The organism is Streptomyces sp. AC512_CC834, from assembly GCF_019049325.1.
Classification (GTDB): Bacteria; Actinomycetota; Actinomycetes; order Streptomycetales; family Streptomycetaceae; genus Streptomyces.
Map to the genome: position 1 here is coordinate 1 of NZ_JAGMUO010000007.1, position 17,114 is coordinate 17,114.

14 protein-coding genes and 1 pseudogene are annotated in these 17,114 nt (G+C 69.3%); 8 read left to right on the forward strand and 7 right to left on the reverse strand.

The window, feature by feature from the left end; translation table 11 throughout:
* Both KUM40_RS00490 and KUM40_RS00495 read right to left on the reverse strand, forming a co-directional pair.
* On the reverse strand, nucleotides 1–701 hold a 701-nt coding region (locus KUM40_RS00490), incomplete at its 3' end, for a hypothetical protein (protein WP_217161593.1).
* 189 nt (nucleotides 702–890) lie between these two features.
* Nucleotides 891–1,964, reverse strand: a complete 1,074-nt coding sequence (locus KUM40_RS00495) for a hypothetical protein (protein WP_217161595.1) — start codon at nucleotides 1,962–1,964, stop codon at nucleotides 891–893.
* Between the two features lie 237 nt (nucleotides 1,965–2,201).
* On the opposite strand from KUM40_RS00495, the gene KUM40_RS00500 reads away from it, so the two are divergent.
* Nucleotides 2,202–3,911: a chitinase gene (locus KUM40_RS00500; RefSeq protein WP_217161597.1), complete on the forward strand. Its 1,710-nt coding sequence runs from the start codon at nucleotides 2,202–2,204 to the stop codon at nucleotides 3,909–3,911.
* Between the two features lie 66 nt (nucleotides 3,912–3,977).
* Here KUM40_RS00500 and KUM40_RS00505 read toward each other — a convergent pair whose 3' ends face one another.
* From KUM40_RS00505 to KUM40_RS00515, 3 genes are read right to left on the reverse strand one after another with little or no spacing between them, the layout of a single operon-like run.
* Nucleotides 3,978–4,340: a hypothetical protein gene (locus tag KUM40_RS00505; protein WP_217161599.1), complete on the reverse strand. Its 363-nt coding sequence runs from the start codon at nucleotides 4,338–4,340 to the stop codon at nucleotides 3,978–3,980.
* 5 nt (nucleotides 4,341–4,345) lie between these two features.
* Nucleotides 4,346–8,734, reverse strand: coding sequence for a DUF6531 domain-containing protein (locus KUM40_RS00510; protein ID WP_217161601.1), 4,389 nt, complete (start codon nucleotides 8,732–8,734; stop codon nucleotides 4,346–4,348).
* Nucleotides 8,735–8,741: 7 nt separating this feature from the next.
* Nucleotides 8,742–9,053, reverse strand: a complete 312-nt coding sequence (locus KUM40_RS00515) for a hypothetical protein (RefSeq protein ID WP_254394324.1) — start codon at nucleotides 9,051–9,053, stop codon at nucleotides 8,742–8,744.
* Between the two features lie 232 nt (nucleotides 9,054–9,285).
* On the opposite strand from KUM40_RS00515, the pseudogene KUM40_RS00520 reads away from it, so the two are divergent.
* From KUM40_RS00520 to KUM40_RS00530, 3 genes and pseudogenes are all read left to right on the forward strand, one after another.
* Nucleotides 9,286–9,501: pseudogene (locus KUM40_RS00520) on the forward strand (Scr1 family TA system antitoxin-like transcriptional regulator); the annotation flags it as partial.
* 11 nt (nucleotides 9,502–9,512) lie between these two features.
* Nucleotides 9,513–9,704: a hypothetical protein gene (locus KUM40_RS00525; protein WP_217161603.1), complete on the forward strand. Its 192-nt coding sequence runs from the start codon at nucleotides 9,513–9,515 to the stop codon at nucleotides 9,702–9,704.
* 119 nt (nucleotides 9,705–9,823) lie between these two features.
* Nucleotides 9,824–12,079 (forward strand): serine/threonine-protein kinase, encoded by a 2,256-nt coding sequence (locus tag KUM40_RS00530; RefSeq protein WP_217161608.1) that lies wholly within the window; start codon nucleotides 9,824–9,826, stop codon nucleotides 12,077–12,079.
* Between the two features lie 120 nt (nucleotides 12,080–12,199).
* Here KUM40_RS00530 and KUM40_RS00535 read toward each other — a convergent pair whose 3' ends face one another.
* Complete coding sequence (locus tag KUM40_RS00535; RefSeq protein ID WP_308401021.1) at nucleotides 12,200–12,991, reverse strand: hypothetical protein; 792 nt, start codon at nucleotides 12,989–12,991, stop codon at nucleotides 12,200–12,202.
* Nucleotides 12,992–13,403: 412 nt separating this feature from the next.
* On the reverse strand, nucleotides 13,404–13,892 hold the full coding sequence (locus tag KUM40_RS00540) for an ATP-binding protein (RefSeq protein ID WP_217161612.1): 489 nt from the start codon (nucleotides 13,890–13,892) through the stop codon (nucleotides 13,404–13,406).
* 232 nt (nucleotides 13,893–14,124) lie between these two features.
* On the opposite strand from KUM40_RS00540, the gene KUM40_RS00545 reads away from it, so the two are divergent.
* The 4 genes from KUM40_RS00545 (at nucleotide 14,125) to KUM40_RS00560 (ending at nucleotide 17,112) form a co-directional block, all read left to right on the forward strand.
* Nucleotides 14,125–14,976: a helix-turn-helix transcriptional regulator gene (locus tag KUM40_RS00545; RefSeq protein WP_217161614.1), complete on the forward strand. Its 852-nt coding sequence runs from the start codon at nucleotides 14,125–14,127 to the stop codon at nucleotides 14,974–14,976.
* 11 nt (nucleotides 14,977–14,987) lie between these two features.
* A complete protein-coding gene (locus KUM40_RS00550) occupies nucleotides 14,988–15,179 on the forward strand; it encodes a hypothetical protein (protein WP_217161616.1) in 192 nt (63 codons plus the stop codon).
* A gap of 86 nt (nucleotides 15,180–15,265) precedes the next feature.
* Nucleotides 15,266–15,775, forward strand: coding sequence for a SigE family RNA polymerase sigma factor (locus KUM40_RS00555; RefSeq protein WP_217161618.1), 510 nt, complete (start codon nucleotides 15,266–15,268; stop codon nucleotides 15,773–15,775).
* A 68-nt stretch (nucleotides 15,776–15,843) separates the two neighbouring features.
* Nucleotides 15,844–17,112 carry a hypothetical protein gene (locus KUM40_RS00560; protein WP_217161620.1) on the forward strand — a complete coding sequence of 423 codons (1,269 nt, stop codon included), beginning with the start codon at nucleotides 15,844–15,846 and terminating at the stop codon, nucleotides 17,110–17,112.
* Nucleotides 17,113–17,114 lie beyond the last annotated feature (2 nt).

A 17,114-nucleotide genomic window follows, 5' to 3' on the forward strand; every position in this document is an offset into this window, starting at 1 on the left:
GGGAGGTAGGCGCAGAACTCGGTCAGCCGTCCGGTCCCCCACCAGTCGGCGGACTCGGCGGGCAGGGCCATCTCGCGCAGTCCCTGCACGCGCCAGGACGGGGCGAGGGTGCCGGTGACCCAGTCGGACGGGAGCTGGCCCTTGGCGACCAGCAGCCAGGTCCCGAACTCGGGTCCGTCCAGGCCGGTTTCGGGACCGATCTTCACGAGCTGCGGTGCGGGGTGCGCGACGACGCCGAACTGACTGCCGGGCACCCAGGACCTGGCGTGCGCCCTCAGGTCGACGGGAACGCGGTCGAGCCGGGCGACGGAGCCGAGCAGGGCGCCGGCGTGGATGTAGTGGGTCAGCAGCCGGCCTGCGGAGGCGAGGACGCCGGGGCTGAGGTCGCAGGAGGCCAACTGGCGCAACTGGCGGGCCAGTACGGCGATTCCGAGCGGCGGGAGAGGCGGGCGGAACAGGGCGATGCGGTCGGTCTCCAGGAGGGCGCGGACGGTGTGCAGCCGTCGTTCCACGCTCGCCGGGACGGCCTGCGAGCACACCACGATGACGTGTCCGTGCTGGTCGATCAGGGACTGCAGCTCGCCCAGCGCGTGGTCCAGGGGGCGTTGGTCGAGGTCCTGGAGCACGACCGCGGGCAGCGTCCGTTCGTCCTGTGGCGGCAGTGCCATGTCGGCACTGGTCACGGCAATGGCAGTTGGCACGCGCGGCTCCCCGTCTCCCCATGCCCGTCGGTCCGCCGGCGTTACTCCGGCACACCCGGATGACTTCACTGCGTGACTACCTGAGCACTGTATCCACGCGTCTGTGACCGGAGAACACCGTTTGCGTACCCCACGAAGAACTCGGGCCGCACAAGAACCATCAAATCGGGATGTGTCACCCCGCCGGGGTCACGGGTTGGCGAACAGCACCTGGAGGTCCCCGCGCGACACGGACTCGATCAGCAGCACCGGACCGCCCGCCGAGGTACCGGTGATCCGGACCGTGTGGGCGTCGCCGCCGACGACCTCGACCTTCGCGCCCGGCAGAAGCTCGCGCCACGGGGCCGAGTCGCCACTGGGAGCGGAGCCGGCGAGACGGTCGCGCACCGCGGCGGCGAGTGCGTCTGCGGCCCGGGCGGAGGAGGTGTCCCGGCAGGCGACCTGGCCGAGGTGTGCGGCGTCGGTACCGGTCACCCCCGCTCCCAGGACGAAGGGAGTCCCGCTTCGGTCCGCCGCCCCACGGGGGCTTCCCGTCATCACCGCCGCGAGGGGAGTGCCCAGGCAGGTGGCGACGCCCGCGTACGCCGGGTCGGCGGCCAGGGTTCCCTTGCCGCCGTCGGCGCTGAGCGCACGTACGGCGGCACTGCCCGCGCCCCGTACCAAGGTCCCCTCACCGAGGGCCAGGACGTTGAACGCCGGGCTCAGTCCGGTGGCCAGCCCCTCCGGATCGACGCGTCCGTCCGGAGCGAGCCGCCACGCGTCCAGGCCCGCGATCTCGCCGTCCCGGCGCGCGCCCAGCTTCTCGGCCCGCGCGGCCACCTTGCCGGTGTCGAGGTCCGCCCCGACGAGGCGGCCGGAGGAGGGTACGTCACCCTCGACCTGCAGCGCGCGGTCCGCCGTCGCGGAGTCCAGGCCGAGTTGCTCCCGCAACTGACGGTCGTAGCGCGCCATCTGCGACCAGCCGATTCCCGTCAGCCGTTCCAGCGCTTCGCCGGGCCGCCCTCCACCGGATGCGGCTCGCTGGGCAGCGAGATCGCCGTACTCGACCCCGCGCACATCCGTCGAGGTCTCGACGTGCGCCAGCTCTTCGAGCAGCGGACTCGCGTACGCCGGGCGGTCCTTGCCGTTCGCGGACGGTTCCCCGGACCCGCTCGGAGCGTCGTCCGAGCAGCCCGCGGCGAGGCCGGTCAGCATCAGGGCCGCCAGCACGACGGCGACCGCCCTGCCACCTCTCGTCAATCCCCCGCCCAAGCCCCTGCGCATGCCCCGCCCCCGTCGTCGCCTCGTAGAACTCTCTGCGCGGAGAACTACGCGGAGAACATCGTATGCGCCGAACGAATGCCCCCTCGGCCGTACTTGGTCCGTACCTACCTCTTGACAGTGCAATTGGTCTGGACCACCTTTGACGTTCAGCGGTGGCCGGCCGCCGTTCCCACCCCCGCTCCACCACTCCCTCTCCCCACTCCCTCTCCCCATTCCCCACCCCTTCCGGAGGCCCCAGTGGATCCCGTACGCAGACGGCTCGGCAGACGAACTAGGTTCTGGGCGGGAGCCGTCACCGCCGCGCTCGCGCTCTCGGTCACGGCCGTCGGCCAGGCATCCGCCGCCGACGTCAACAACGCGAAGAACGCCGGATTCGAGTCCGGCATGAGCGACTGGACCTGCTCGGCGAACAGCGGCACGACCGTCGCCTCCCCCGTGCACGCGGGTTCCGCCGCGCTGAAGGCCACCCCGGCCGGGCAGGACAACGCGCGCTGTTCGCAGAGCGTCGCGGTCAAGCCCAACTCGACGTACACGCTGAGCGCCTGGGTGCAGGGCGGGTACACCTACCTGGGCGTCACGGGCACGGGTACGACGGACGTGTCGACCTGGACCCCGGACTCGGCCTCCTGGAAGGAGCTGACGACCAGCTTCACCACCGGCTCCTCGACGACCTCCGTGACGGTGTACACGCACGGCTGGTACGGACAGTCGGCCTACTACGCCGACGACCTCTCGGTCTTCGGCCCCGACGGAGGCGGCGGCGACGGGGACCCCGACCCCACGGTGCCGTCGGCCCCGGCCGGCCTGAGCGTCTCCGGTACGACGGCCACCTCGGCCTCGCTCGCCTGGAACGCGGTGTCGGGCGCCACCGGGTACAACATCTACCGCGACGGTACGAAGGTGACGGCGGTGACCGGCACGTCGGCGACGGTGACCGGCCTCGCGGCCTCGACCTCGTACGCCTTCCAGGTCACGGCGACGAACCCGGCCGGTGAGTCGGCGAAGTCGGCGGCGGTGACGGCCCGTACGAAGGAGCAGGACGACGGCGGGGGCGGCGGCGACCTGCCCAAGCACGCGGTGACCGGCTACTGGCAGAACTTCAACAACGGGGCGACGGTCCAGAAGATCTCCGACGTGCCGTCCGCGTACGACATCATCGCGGTGGCCTTCGCCGACGCGACGACGACGCCGGGCGCGGTGACCTTCAACCTCGACTCGGCCGGACTCGGCGGCTACACGGTCGACCAGTTCAAGGCGGACGTCCGCGCGAAGCAGGCCGCCGGGAAGAAGGTCATCATCTCGGTGGGCGGCGAGAAGGGCACCGTCTCGGTGAACAGCGCCGCCTCCGCGACCAACTTCGCGAACTCCGTGTACTCCGTCATGCAGGAGTACGGCTTCGACGGCGTCGACATCGACCTGGAGAACGGTCTCAACCCGACGTACATGTCGCAGGCCCTGCGTGCCCTGTCCGCGAAGGCGGGCCCGGACATGATCCTCACGATGGCTCCGCAGACGATCGACATGCAGTCGGCGTCCGGTTCGTACTTCCAGACGGCGCTGAACGTGAAGGACATCCTCACGGTCGTCAACATGCAGTACTACAACAGCGGCACGATGCTGGGCTGCGACGGCAAGGTCTACGCCCAGGGCACGGTCGACTTCCTCACCGCCCTGGCCTGCATCCAACTGGAGAACGGCCTCGCCCCGTCCCAGGTCGGCCTGGGCGTGCCGGCCTCCACCCGCGCGGCGGGCGGCGGCTACGTCTCCCCGTCGGTGGTCAACGCCGCCCTGGACTGCCTGACCAAGGCGACGAACTGCGGCTCCTTCAAGCCGTCGAAGACCTACCCCGACCTGCGGGGCGCGATGACCTGGTCCACCAACTGGGACGCGACGGCGGGCAACGGGTGGTCGAGTGCGGTGGGGGCGCATGTGCACGCGCTGCCGTAGGTTCGGCTGATCCGGCTCCGGCCTCTGGCGTCCTGTGCGCCGGGGGCCTGCCCGGGCCGAAGCCCCCTATGAATCAGAAAGAATTCTTCGCTTTTCCACCTCGAAGATCTCGCGGGCCTGCGGATCGCCATCGTAGTACGCGTCCCAGAAGCCCGGCCGGCCCCACGGCTCCGGACGCAAGGAGAATGACCCCGTCGCGAACTGGACGTAGCGCCAGGACGGCGGAAGCAAAGAGGACGTCACAGTGAACGCCCTGCTGTCGAACAAGGCCGAACCCTCGCCCTCAATGAATTCGATCCGGAATTCTGGACTCCGTTCAATGGGAGCAAACACTTCGAGGACCACATACTCTCGGTCCACTTTAAGTGCGTCACCCCCCTGGAGAATCTCGGGATTACCGACACCTGAAGGATTGAATCGAGCACGCACTTCCATCACCTTCTGTTCATGATGACCTTGTAGTCAAACTTCAGCACTCTCCCTGTAACGGGATTATAATAGTAATGAACTTGATAATCTCCGTACGGCGACTGATGCGTCCTGGTCGTATATTTACCCCAATCGCTGAGTCTACTCCCGTCTGAAATCATGAGTTCACGCACTCCAGGATTACCCAACTCGTCACCGGGAATCACACGCCGAGACTCCTTGAGTGCCTGAGGAGTGAGCCATCCATCCGCATTGAAAATGGAACCTGACGACTCTCTTCGCAACTGATCGGCCAGATTTTTCCCGTCGGCCGAACCAGATATGAAGTCCTCGGTTACATCCTTTCCCTCTTTGCCTGTCACGCTCAAACATCTCGGCGCGAGGCCCAGCGGATCAGACCATGTGAGGGGGTTGTGAACGTAGGAGAGGGGGTTCGGGGCCGGCTCAAGCCCAAGGGGGTCCGACGTGAGGTAGCGGGCCGTTTCTGGGTCGTAGTGGCGGAAGTAGTTGTAGTGAAGTCCCGTTTCGGGGTCGTAGTACTGACCGGGAAACCGCAGTGGCGTGTACGTCAAACTGTTCGCGGTCCAGGCCGTGACGCCCCACAGGGTGCTGCGGGCCCGCCATGCGATGTCGCCCTGCTCTCCGACGAGTTCGCAGGGAGTGCCGACCAGGTCGGTGACAATGGCGAAGAAGCGGGAGTCGATTTCTTCTTGGGGTGCGTCCGCCACCGTGACGCGTTCCGTTTGAGCGATGGGACGCAGGCCCTGGTGGTCCCACGTGAGGGTAACCGGGTTCGGCAGAGCAGGGGACACAGTGGTCTGTTCGCACGGGAACCTGTCGTCCCAGGTGAAGTCGACGCGCTCGACGACCGTCTCGCCGTCGTGGGCCAGGCGGAACTTGGCGGTGCGTCGGCCCAGCGGGTCATAGGTGTAGCGCCAATGAGTGCCGTCGGGGGTCGTCACCTGGACAAGGCGGTCTTCGGCGTCCCACTCGTAGCGCCAGGTGTCGGGTTTGCGTGAGAGGCGGGTCTTCTGGCGGAGGACGATGCGCCCCAACGCGTCGTGTTCATAGCGCACGTTGCCCGCGCGCGTGACGCGGGTTCCCTGGTACCTGCGCTCGCCAACGGAATCCTGGCCCGGGTGCGCTGACGGCCAGGACGCGGAGGTCTGGTTGCCCGCCGCGTCGTACGCGTACGACTCCGTCCACTCGGCAGCGTGCACCACCGTTACCCGGCCTGCCGGGTCCAAGTCGAAGCGGCGCGTCCCGGAGAGCTGATCCTCGACCCCACTCAGGCTGCCATCGGCACGGTACGTGTACGCCCGTTCTTGAACCTGGTGACCGTTCCCGGCCGTCACCGACTGTGCTGACAGGCGGCCAAGACGGTCGTATGTGTGAGCCAGCCCGAGCGTGGAGCCAATCTGGCAGGTCAACTCGCGGCCGGCCGGGTCGTGGACAAAGCCCAGGTTGCGGCCTGAGATCGTCATCTGGATGCGGTTGCCCGCCGCGTCGTACGTCCAACTGGTGATGGCACCGACAGGTGTGGTGCGGCCGGTGCGGCGACCCAACTTGTCGTAGAGGTGCGTCACCGTACGGTCGTTGACCGATTCCGAAAGGATGCGACCCGTGCTGTCCAGGACACGGGAGAGGGTCGTCCCCGGTCCGCTGGCTTGCGCCAGCGGACCCGTAGGGTGGTACTCGTACGCCGTGACCTGTCCCGCCGCGTTCTTCTGCGTGACTTGGCCCAGCTCGTTGCGCTGGAATTCCACCACGCAGCCGAGGGGATCAGTGCGACGGCACAGGTGGCCGACCGCATCATACGTATAGGAGCGCGTTCGACCGTCGAAGTCGGTCTCCGCGATCAGGTTGCCGACTGAGTCATAGGTGTACGTCCACGTAAGGCCTTGCGGGTTGGCGACCGTCGTGACACGCAACTCTGCGTCGTACGTGAACTGGTATTGGACGTCATCCGGACCGGTGCGGGCCGACATCAGGTCGAAGTGCGTGTACTCGAAGAGGGAAACACCACCCATCGCATCGGTGTGGCTGACGCAGTTGCCCTCGCCGTCGTATGTCCAGGACTCGGTGCTGCCGTCCGGGCCGGAGCGCCTTGTCGGTTTGCCTTCGATATTCCAGAGCATGTGCGTCTCGTTGCCGAGAGGGTCGGTGAAGACGACGGGCCGACCAAAAGCATCCCGTGCGTAATGCGTGGTAGCGCCGAGTGGGTCGGTGATGCACTCGGGCAGTCCGGCAGAGTTGCAGTGCACGCGGACGGTGTGCCCGAGCGCGTCAACAACTGCCGTGAGATGACCGCTCTCGTTGTAGCGAGATCGGGTCACCGCTCCCGACGGGTCTGTGACGCTGATGAGATTGCCACGCTCGTCGTACTTCCTCTGCCACTCTGTCCCGTCCACCTGGGTGACAGTCGTCGGAAGGCCCAGCTCGTTGTACACGGCTCGGACCGCTCTACCGTCCGGGCGGGTGACCGACACCGTCCGGCCCAACTCGTCGTAGCCGTACCGGGTGGTGTGACCAAGCGGGTCGATCACCGCGACGAGTTGCAGGTCCTCGTCCCACTCCTGCTCGGTGACGTGGCCGAGTTGGTCAGTCTCGCGAGTGAGGCGTAGCGCCTCGTCGTGTACGTAGACGCGGGTGTAGCCGACCGAGTCGGTGACGCGGGTGGAACGGGTCGCGTCGTCGTAGGTGAGAGTGGAAGACAGGGCGTTACCGGTACCGTCGGTAGCCACGACGCGGCCTGCGTCATCGTAGGTGTATCGGTACATGGTGCTGTTGCGGTCGGCCCAGGAGGTGATTCGCCCTACTGCGTCGTAGGTGTAACGCATCGGCAGACCAGATGAGTTGACCTCCGAGACCAGGTGCTCCTGCCGGTCGTAGGTGAAGGCGAGCAGGGGCGTGCCTGGGCTCTCCGGGCGCATGGGATCGAGCAGACGCAGGCCCACGATGCGGGCCAGGGCCGGGTGGTGGTCGATCGCGATGCGGTAACCGGCGGAGTGGATGACAGCGGTGGGAATGTCACCGCCCGCGGCGTAGGCAATGGTTATGCGGTTGCCGTTGCGGTCTTCAATGTGCTGCAAGGGAAGATCGACGGTGGTGTCGTCGGCAGCGGGCACAGGGCTGTGGAAGACGTAAGCGAGTCTGGAGTCGGGGTCGATGATGCGGACTGCGCCGTCGAGATCGTCGTCCCAGGCGAGGGTCAGGCGGGAACCTCCGGTTTCCGGGCGTACCGCCTTGCCCGTCTCCGGATCGGGAAACGGAAAGCAGATACGGGCGCCGTCCGGCGCTGCGTAGACGATGCCTTCGTCGTCGGCCTGCACGCGCTGGTCCAGCGTGGAAGCCCAGGACGGGCCGAACCAGCCGCCCCAGCGGTAGGAGGAGAGGTGCGTCCGTTCCAGGATCAGGGGCAGTACGCCCGGCAGTGACACGTCGGTGCGGGCCAGGACCATGTCGCCGGTGGCGACGTCGATCGGGTCTCGGACGAACTTCTTGATCTCGTTGCGGATCGAGGCGGGCAGCTTGTTGAAGCCCGGGTTGAGCCTCAGCCGCTCGAACGTCGCGCAGTTCAGCTTCAAGCCCTTGCTGAGCTTGGCCAGTTCGGCGGGTTTGAGGGCCTTGAGACCCTTGCCGAGGGCCTTGCCCAGGGCGCCGAAGCCGACGCCCAGCAGGGCGCCCTCGGTGAGGATGCCGGCGAGTTTTCCTGGGTCCTTGAAGGCTTCCGGGTCGCGCAGCAGCGTGTCGAAGGCGGAGAACTTCATGCCCTCCTTCGCCATCTTCCCGGCCGCCGCGACCCCGCGGATCTCCTTGAGCGTCTTCAGCGCCCGCTCCACCGCCCGGATGACCTCCATCACCCCGCGGATCGCGGACGCCAGGACGGTGCCCTCCTGCTCGATCCGGGCGACCAGCGCGACCACCTTCGCCGCGCGCGAACCCGCCATCAGCGTCGAGACGACCGCCGACGTGCCGCCGGTCAGCACGGACAGAGCGAGCCCCGCCAGTTCCAGCTCGGCGATCTCCACCAGGATGACGCCGATCTCCGAAAGCAGTTCGTGCGCCTTGTCCGCGAAGTCGTCCAGCGCCTTCGCGCCCTCGCGGAGGGAGTCGGCCATCTCCGTGGCCTGCTTGCGAGCCGACTTGGCCCGCTTGTGGAGGGCCTTGGCCGCCTTGCCCTCCCACTCGACGTCCGCCAGTGACTTGCGCGCCGCCTCGGCCGCGTCGTCCAGGCCCTTGGCCAGCGCGCGCCATTTCTTGGCGATCTCCCTGACGCCGTCCGGGTCCACGGCCGGGTCCGTGATGCCCAGGAACTCCAAGCCGTCGGCGACCGTGTCGCCGAACATGTGGTTGAACTTGTCGATGTAGTGCAGCGGGTTGAGGTCGACCACGCCCCGCTCAGCCCTTCTTCGCCCGGGCCGCGGCCGTCAGCAGCACGTCGAGCAGGTCGAAGGCGTCGGAGACGTCACCCAAGAATTTCGCCTCCGTCTCCCACTCCTCGTCCAGGTGCTTCGTCAGCTTCGCGAGGGTGGTCATACCCTCCTCGATGTCGTCCTTCGCACCGAGGAGCGATCCCAGGGCCCCGAGGGCGGACAGGTCGTGCGATGCGGACTCGAACTCCTGCAACGGTTTCGCCATGTGGTGTCCCACCCCACGCAGCCCCGACGCCGCCTTGTGCATCGACGCAGCCTCTTTTGCCAGGTCCGCCATGCGGGCCCTCCCCCGTGATTCGCTCTGTGCACTTGCCAACCAGACGACGGTAGTAAGGGCGGTTATGCGGGAGGTATGGGCGGCGTCAAGGAACGGCAAAGACCGACTGTGACGTACGTCGTCAAGGCCTTCCGTACGTCGCCGCGCTCGCCCTCGACAAGGTCGCCCACATGCGGGTACCGCCGCCCGGTTCCCTCGCCTCGCCGAAGCCCCCTGTGCCGTCGCAGGCGCGGCACAGTTGGAGCACCTGATCGCGCTCTCCGCACGGCCGGCCGTGCGGCTCCCTCAACTGGACACCGTCCAGATCGACAGCACCCACGGACCGGAATTCCTCAGCGGAGAGGCTCAACTCGCGAAGTACCGTACGCACCTGGACCGGATGGAGCGCATCGCCCTGTCTCCGCAGGCATCCCGCGACTTCATCCGGGACGTCGTCAACGGACTGTGAGGAGACGCACCATGGGCGACATCACGTGGGAAGAGCCGTTCTGCGGGGAGGGAGCGAGCTGCTTCCGTCTCGGTATCGACACCATCGGCAACGCCTACATCGCCATAGCCGGTGAAGAGGACGCGCCCCTCACCGACAGCCGGGACGCACTGCGCCGCATGATCCTCGGCATCAAGGCGGGGAAGGCCGACCACCTGCTGTGAAGACGACCCGCATCCGGGCTCGGTCCCTCGGTGGAGACCGCAGGTCACGAGCGGGATACAGAAGTGGCCGATACATCTTCCGACCTGTCCTGGCCTGACTGCTGTGCGAGGATCGGGCCGTGGATGAGCTGAGACCCGACGACCCGTCACGTATCGGCCCCTACCGGCTTCTCGCCCGTCTCGGCGCGGGCGGCATGGGCGAGGTCTATCTGGCCCGCTCGGCCGGTGGCCGCACCGTCGCCGTGAAGCTGGTCCGTTCCGAACTAGCCTCGGAACCGGAGTTTCGCAGGCGGTTCGCGCAGGAGATCGCGTCCGCGCGGCGCGTGGGCGGCGAGTGGACCGCGCCCGTGCTGGACGCGGACACCGACGCCGACGCGCCGTGGGTCGCCACCGGGTACGTGCCCGGGCCGTCGCTGCACGCGGTGATCGCCGAGCGGCCGGAGCCGCTGCCCGAGCGGTCGGTGCGGATCCTCGCCAACCGGCTCGCCAAGGCGCTCACGGCCGTTCACGGGGCGGGCCTCGTCCACCGCGACCTCAAACCGGCGAACATCCTGGTGACGATCGACGGGCCGCGCGTCATCGACTTCGGCATCGCCCGCGCGCTCGACGCGGTGACCGCCGACGGCAAGCTGACCCGCACCGGCGCGGTGATCGGTTCGCCCGGCTACATGTCTCCCGAGCAGGTCCGCGGCGAGCCGCTCACCGCGGCCAGCGACGTCTTCTCGCTCGGCTCGGTGCTGGCCTTCGCGGCGACCCGGCGCCAGCCGTTCAGCTCGTCGGACAGCGGGATGCACGCGGTGATGTACCGGATCGCGCAGGAGCCGCCGGACCTGTCCGGCCTGCCCGAAGGCCTGTCGGAACTCGTGCGCGACTGCCTGGCCAAGGATCCCGCCGCCCGGCCGACACCCGCCGAGCTGGTGGAGCGGACGGACACCGACGCGGCGAGCACGGACACCGAGCCGTGGCTGCCGGCCGGTCTGATCGCGGAATTGGGGCGCAGGGCGGCCCAGTTGCTGGACTCGGAGGCGCCGGGCACCCGGACCGTCCCCACGCCGCCGGCCGTACCGCCGGCCGTGCCGCCGATGCCCGTCACCGGGCCGCCCGCGGCCGGACCGCCGCCGCCCGTGGCGCCACCGGTCCCGGCGACGGCTCCACCATCAGCGACTCCGTCCTCGACACCGCCCTCCACTCCGCCTTCGACGCCGCCCTCCACTCCGCCCGCCGCTCTGCCGCCGGCGAGCGCGCCGGCCACCCCGCAGCCCACGCCGGACCCGAGCCCGGCCGCCGTGAGCCCGGCACCGCCTGCCGTGGAACCGACGCCGGGTCCCACCCCTGCCCAGTCGCCCGCGCCTACGCCAGTGGCGCCGCCGCTCGGTGTGTTCGGGGACGCCGTGCCGATGCCGTCCCCGGCCCCCGCGCCCAACCGGGCGGCCCGCAGGCGGACCAGGCTGGTCGTCGGCTCCGTTGCCCTGGCCGTCGTCCTGCTCGCCGGCGGCATCGCGTACGCCGCCATGAGCCTGGGCGGTGACAAGGACGACGGCAAGAACACCAGCGCCGGGAAGAACGCCGGCGCCACGGCGACGGGCGGCTCCGAGCAGTCCGCCGACGACAGCGCCGAAGAGCCCACGGCCGACCCCTCGCGGAACGAGGAGGACACCTCCGCCTCGAGCCCGGCGCCCTCGGCCTCCATCGAGGGCTCGATCGCCGACTCGTACCTGGGCACCTGGCAGGGCGAGGGCAAGGACTCCGAGGGGGACACCCGCTCGCTCCGGCGCATCACGATCACCCAGGGCATCGAGGGCGAGGACGTCGCGACGACGTTCAACTCCTTCGACGACCTGCTGTGCTTCGGCGCCGCCAAGCTCGTCTCGTTCGACAACCTGATGGTGCTGGAGTCCCGCGCGGTCACCAGCATCCCCAAGGACGGCTGCGGCGACGGCGGCGAGCAGACCCTGCGCCTGCGCGACGACGGCTCGATCACCTGGACCAGCGGCGACGGGAGCGAGACCGCGACCCTCAAGAAGACCGAACCGTCCGACACGCCCGTCCCGACCGAGTTCCTCGGCACCTGGCAGTACGAGGCCGCCGATCCCGGGGAGAGCACGTCCCTCGTCCTGGAGCAAGGAGCGTACGGCGAGGTGGCGGCCACGTGGACCGCTGACGGACCGGCCTACCACTGCGAGTGGGAGAGCGTACTGGTGAACGCCACCAACACCGGAGTGCGGCTCGGCCCGATGGCCGTCACGGCCGCGGAACCGGAGGACCAGTGCGAGGGCGGCAACACAAGGACGTTGCGGCTCAAGAGCACCGACCGGCTGACCGTGAACGTGGTCGGCGACGACCAGACCCCGTTGTCCTACCGCCGCGCCGACTAGAGGAACTCCGCCTGTTCCCCCAACGATTGGACAGTCTGTCCCGGGCGACACGCCGTCTGCGCGGCGTGTCGCCCGGCACAAACTGTCCAATCACCCCCGGAACGGTGTCGTTCGCGGGGCTCAGCCGGCGTTTCCGATGGCCTCGCTCGGCAGGAGGCTCTGGCGTGCCCAGAGGCTCAGCAGCACCGCCCCGCCGACCAGCAGCGGCACCGGGTCACTGGCAGCGGGATCCAGCACTTGTCCCAGCGCCGTGACCGTGCAGACCGTCAGCGGGACGAAGGCCGCCGCACCCTCCATCCCCCATCGCGACGTCGACCGAGCGGCGCCCAGGACGCTCGCGCCGCCGGGCAGCCACGGGCCGACCGCGATCACCAGCAGGCCCACGGCGCCGCAGGTGTCGATCAGCGGCCAGGACATCGCTCCCGGGCCGGGCGGGCCGGCCGTCCACAGTCGCAGGGTGTCGCCGACCAGCATGAGGGACAGCCCGGCGATCCCCACCCACAAGTGGGCTCTCAGATCGCCGCGTACCAGACGGCGCAGGGTGAACAGGAAGCTGAGAAACACGACCTCCGCGGTCCACAGGACTCCGATCATCCCCGCCCCGAGCCGCCAGCCGTCGCCGGCCCATCGCAGCAGCACCCATCCCGTCATGAACACGGCCCCGGCCGTGACGAGTCCGTCGCACACGCGCCGCAGCAACACATGCCTGCCCGTGCCGGTGTCGGCCGCGACGACCAGACCTGCCGTCCCCAGACCCACCGTCAGCGTCACTCCGGTGACCACCACGGAGACGAGCAGCGATCCCTCGTCGCCTGCCCGATCCGGAGGCTGGGCCGACAACACGCCGGCCGTCCACCGGTACACGCCCCCGGCCACCGCCGAACCCCCCAGCAACAGCAGACGCGTCCGCACCCGTCCGCCCGTACTCCGCGCCCGGAGCACCAATGAGGCCGCCAACCCGCAGCAACCGAGGGAGGGCCCCAAGGCCACCATCCGCGCCACCGCGCTCCCGGCCGCCCACGGCCCGCTGAGATTCAGCGCCGTTCCCACAAGACAGCAGGCAGCACCCACCACGCCCCAGGCCCACGCCCCGGTCGTGCGACAGCGGCCCGGTCGGTCCCCGAGCGCGTCCGGCGACTTCCCCAACCCCGACATCAGGTGTGCCTTCCCACCGGTCCCCCCGCCGCAGGGTCTCTCCCGCAGCGCTGTGATCCATTCGCCGACCGTAAAAGACTCGCCACTCGCCCCGAACCGAACAGCGGCTCATTCACCCGTACTGCGTACGCGAGAGAGATCACCGGCGGCGCCGTCGCTTCGTACGCAGTCAAGGCGCCCCGTACGCCGCCGCGCCCGCCCTCGGCAGGGTCACCCACATACGCGTGCCGCCGCCCGGCTCCCGTGCCTCGCCGAAGCCCCATGTGCCGTCGCAGGCGCGGCAGACGCAGGCCAGGAGACGGAGGGCCGCGCGGCGGCGCGTGTCGCAGGCCGTGGCCAGGTGGGGGCTGGTGTGGCGCGGGTGACTGTCATACGCGATCACCCGGAGGGATGAGAACCGGTAGCGCAGGGTGAGGTAGTAGTTCTCCGACTCCGCGAACTGGCAGGCCACGGCCGTGAGTTCGGCGACCGCCTGCAACGCCGGGTCCATCACGTCCGCCAGGTCGTGCGCCCTCAGCACCTCCCGCGTCGCCGCCCTCGCCAGCGCGGAGCTGGACAGCGCGGCGGGCAACGTGAAGCTGTAGGCCAGGGTTTCGGGGATGGGCGGCGTGGGGTCCGCCGGGAAGGTCGGGGCGATGGGGCAACGGGACGGGGGCATGGCGACTCCTTCGTCGGCGTGCGTGAGTGCGCAATCCGTCGGCGGTCGGTGGCTCCGTCGCGCGAGCAGGCTTGCGCGATGCACTGCCGACCGCCCTGTGTAGCGTGTGCGTCACCGAATGTATCGACACGTGGGCCTAATTTGGCACCTGTCAGTGAAAAATGCGCTCGATCGTGGGTATCGGTATGTGCGCACGGCAGACTGCTCACCACGGCAGGCGGAGGGGAACGGCATGGGAGCGAGGGCGTCAGCCACAACACGTCAGCAGCGGCTGGGGGTCGAGGTCCGACGCATGCGCACATCGGCGGGTATGTCCGCGGAGTTCGCCGCAGGGCTGCTGGGGGTGGACCGAGGCGCCATCTCGCACATCGAGTCAGGAGTGCGCGCCATCAGCCCGGCGAGGGTCCGCACCCTCGCCTGCAACTGCGATTGCCAGGACGCGGGGTATGTCGAGGCCCTGGTGAAGATGGCCACAGTGGGTCGGCGGGGTTGGTGGGAGAGGTACCGCGGGTCCCTCCCCCAGGGCATGCTGGACATCGCGGAGTTGGAGGAACACGCCGTGCACATGCGGGCCGCCTACTCCATGCACATCCCGGGACTGCTGCAAACCTCGGACCACGCGATGGCCGTCTTCCGTGTCGTCATCCCGCAGTTGCCCGAGCACGAGGTCGCCCTGCGCCTGGCCCACCGAGTGGAGCGTCAGAACGTACTGGAGGGTGCCGACGCGACGCCGTTCGTCGCCATCGTGCACGAGGCGGCACTCCGCATGCAGTTCGGTGGGCGCGAGGTGGCCAAGGCACAACTGCGTCACGTGCTGGAGAGGTCGGAGCAGGGCAACGTGTCCGTGCTGGTCATCCCCTTCGCCGCCGGCGCCTTCCCCGGAGCCGGACAGACCGTGCTGTACGCGGAAGGGCCGGTGGCCCAGCTGGACACGGTGCAGGTCGACAGCTCGCACGGGCCGGATTTCCTGCATGCCGAGGCTCAGTTGGCGAAGTACCGTGCCCACTTGGACTGGATGGAGCGCATCGCCCTGTCGTCAGCGGCGTCCCGTGACTTCATCCGCGATATCTCCAACGACCTTTGAGGAGACGCCAGATGAGCGACATCACCTGGGAAGCGCCCTTCTGCGGCGAGGGAAACTCCTGCTTCCGCCTCGGTACCGACGCCACCGGCAACGCCTACATCGCCATAGCCGGTGAGGAGGACGCCCCGCTCACCGACAGCCGGGGCGCCTTGCGCAGCATGATCCTCGACATCAAGGCGGGCAAGGCCGACCACCTGCTGTGAATCTCGTATGAAACATTTCCCGGGGCCCACCGCATCGATGAAGTGAAGGCGGTACACGACAGCGGTGACAACGGGGGAACGCGTACATGAGGCAGGGGCGGGCGGACGAGTACGCCGAGTTCGCGGCGGCGCGGGCCGGGCATCTGTACCGGTCCGCGTGTCTGCTCACCGCCGGGGACACGCATCTGGCCGAGGACCTCGTGCAGGAGACCTTCGGGCGGCTCTACGTGCGATGGGGGCGGGTGTCGCGGGTGGAGAACCCGGCCGCGTACGCGCAGACCGTGCTCACCCGGACCTTCCTCGCCCACCGGCGGCGCCGCAGCAGCGGGGAGCGGGCGACGGACGTGTTCCCCGACCTGCCCGGCGCCGGTGACGGGGACGCGTCCCTGCGGCTGACGCTGCTGGACGCGCTCGCGCGGTTGCCCGCCAAGGACCGGGCCGTCATCGTCCTGCGGTACTGGGACGACCGCTCGGTCGAGCAGACGGCCGACGTGCTCGGCGTCAGTTCGGCGGCGGTGCGGACGCGATGCTCGCGGGCACTCGGCCGGCTGCGGGAACTGCTGGGCGAGGACCTACCGGAGTACGCCAGACCCTGACGCCCCTCGCACGTCGTCCACACGCTTCGGCTCTCGCAACGCTCACCATGCGGAAAGGGTGGTTCGCCATGTCCGAAAGCCAGGATCGCAACCCGTTCGAGGAGCGGCTCGCCGCCGCCCTGCGCGACACCGGCGGGGTGTTCCGGGCCGACCCGGCGGCCCTCGTCGCCGGTGGGAAGTCACGCGGGCGCCGGACGCGGACGCGACGCCGGGCCGGTGTGCTCGGCGGGGTGGCCGGGGTCGCCCTGGTCGGGGTGGGCGGAGCGCTGCTCATGCCGTCGGGGGACCCCTCCCGCACCGAGCGTTCCACCGCGGCCTCCGGTGCCACCGCGCGCCCGTCCGCCTCGGCCGCCCCGGCGCCCGTCTCCGGCGACACCCTCCTGAAGAGCCTTGAGGAACTGCTTCCCAAGGGCGAGTTCAGTGAGGAGGACGCCCGGGGATCGGACCACAGGCTGGGCCCGTACGTGCATCTCGTCCACGACGACGGGGACGGTGCCGCCGCGATCGGCATGGGCTTCGACCGGGTCGAGCCCGGCAGCCCGCAGGCCCGTGAGCTGACACAGTGCCCGGACGAGACCTTCACCCCGTACGACGACTGCGAATCCAGCAGGCTGCCCGACGGCTCGCTGCTCAGGCTGCTTCAGGGCTACGAGTATCCCGACCGGCGCGTCGACACCAAGCTCTGGTCCGCCGACCTCGTCACGGCCGAGGGGCAGCACGTCACCGTGAGCGAGTGGAACGCCCCTGCCCAGAAGGGCGCACCAACGACACGGGAGGACCCGCCGTTGTCGACGGAGGAGTTGAAGGAGCTCGTCACGGCCGACGTGTGGCGTGCGGTGGTGGACGCCGTGCCCACCGCCCCACAACCCTCCAAGTCCGCCTCCCCGGGCGCCGGGCCGCCCCCTGCCGTCCCGGGCAAGGACATCACCGAGACGCTCGTCGGTCTGCTCCCCGGGAAGCTGGACGTGGTCAAGAAGGGCGGCCAGGAGTCCGAGTACTCCTATGTCGTCGTCGACGACGGCCGCGGCGCGAGCCTCGTCCAGATCAACGTGCAGCACGGTATGGACGACGTCGCGGGCCGGCTCTACGCGTCCGGCGAGACCCTTCCCGACGGGACCCGCCTCGCCACGCACCAGGGGATCGGAGACGACCGTGTCCCGGGGGTCGTGATGTGGACGGTCGACACCATGCGGCCCGGTTCCGACGGCTTCCGCGTGGTGATCGGCGCGTTCAACAATGCTGCCGCGCACGGCGAGCCCACCCGCGACACCCCCGCACTGACCATGGATCAGCTGCGGGAGATCGCGCTCAGCAAGGAGTGGGACAAGTTGCGGTAGAC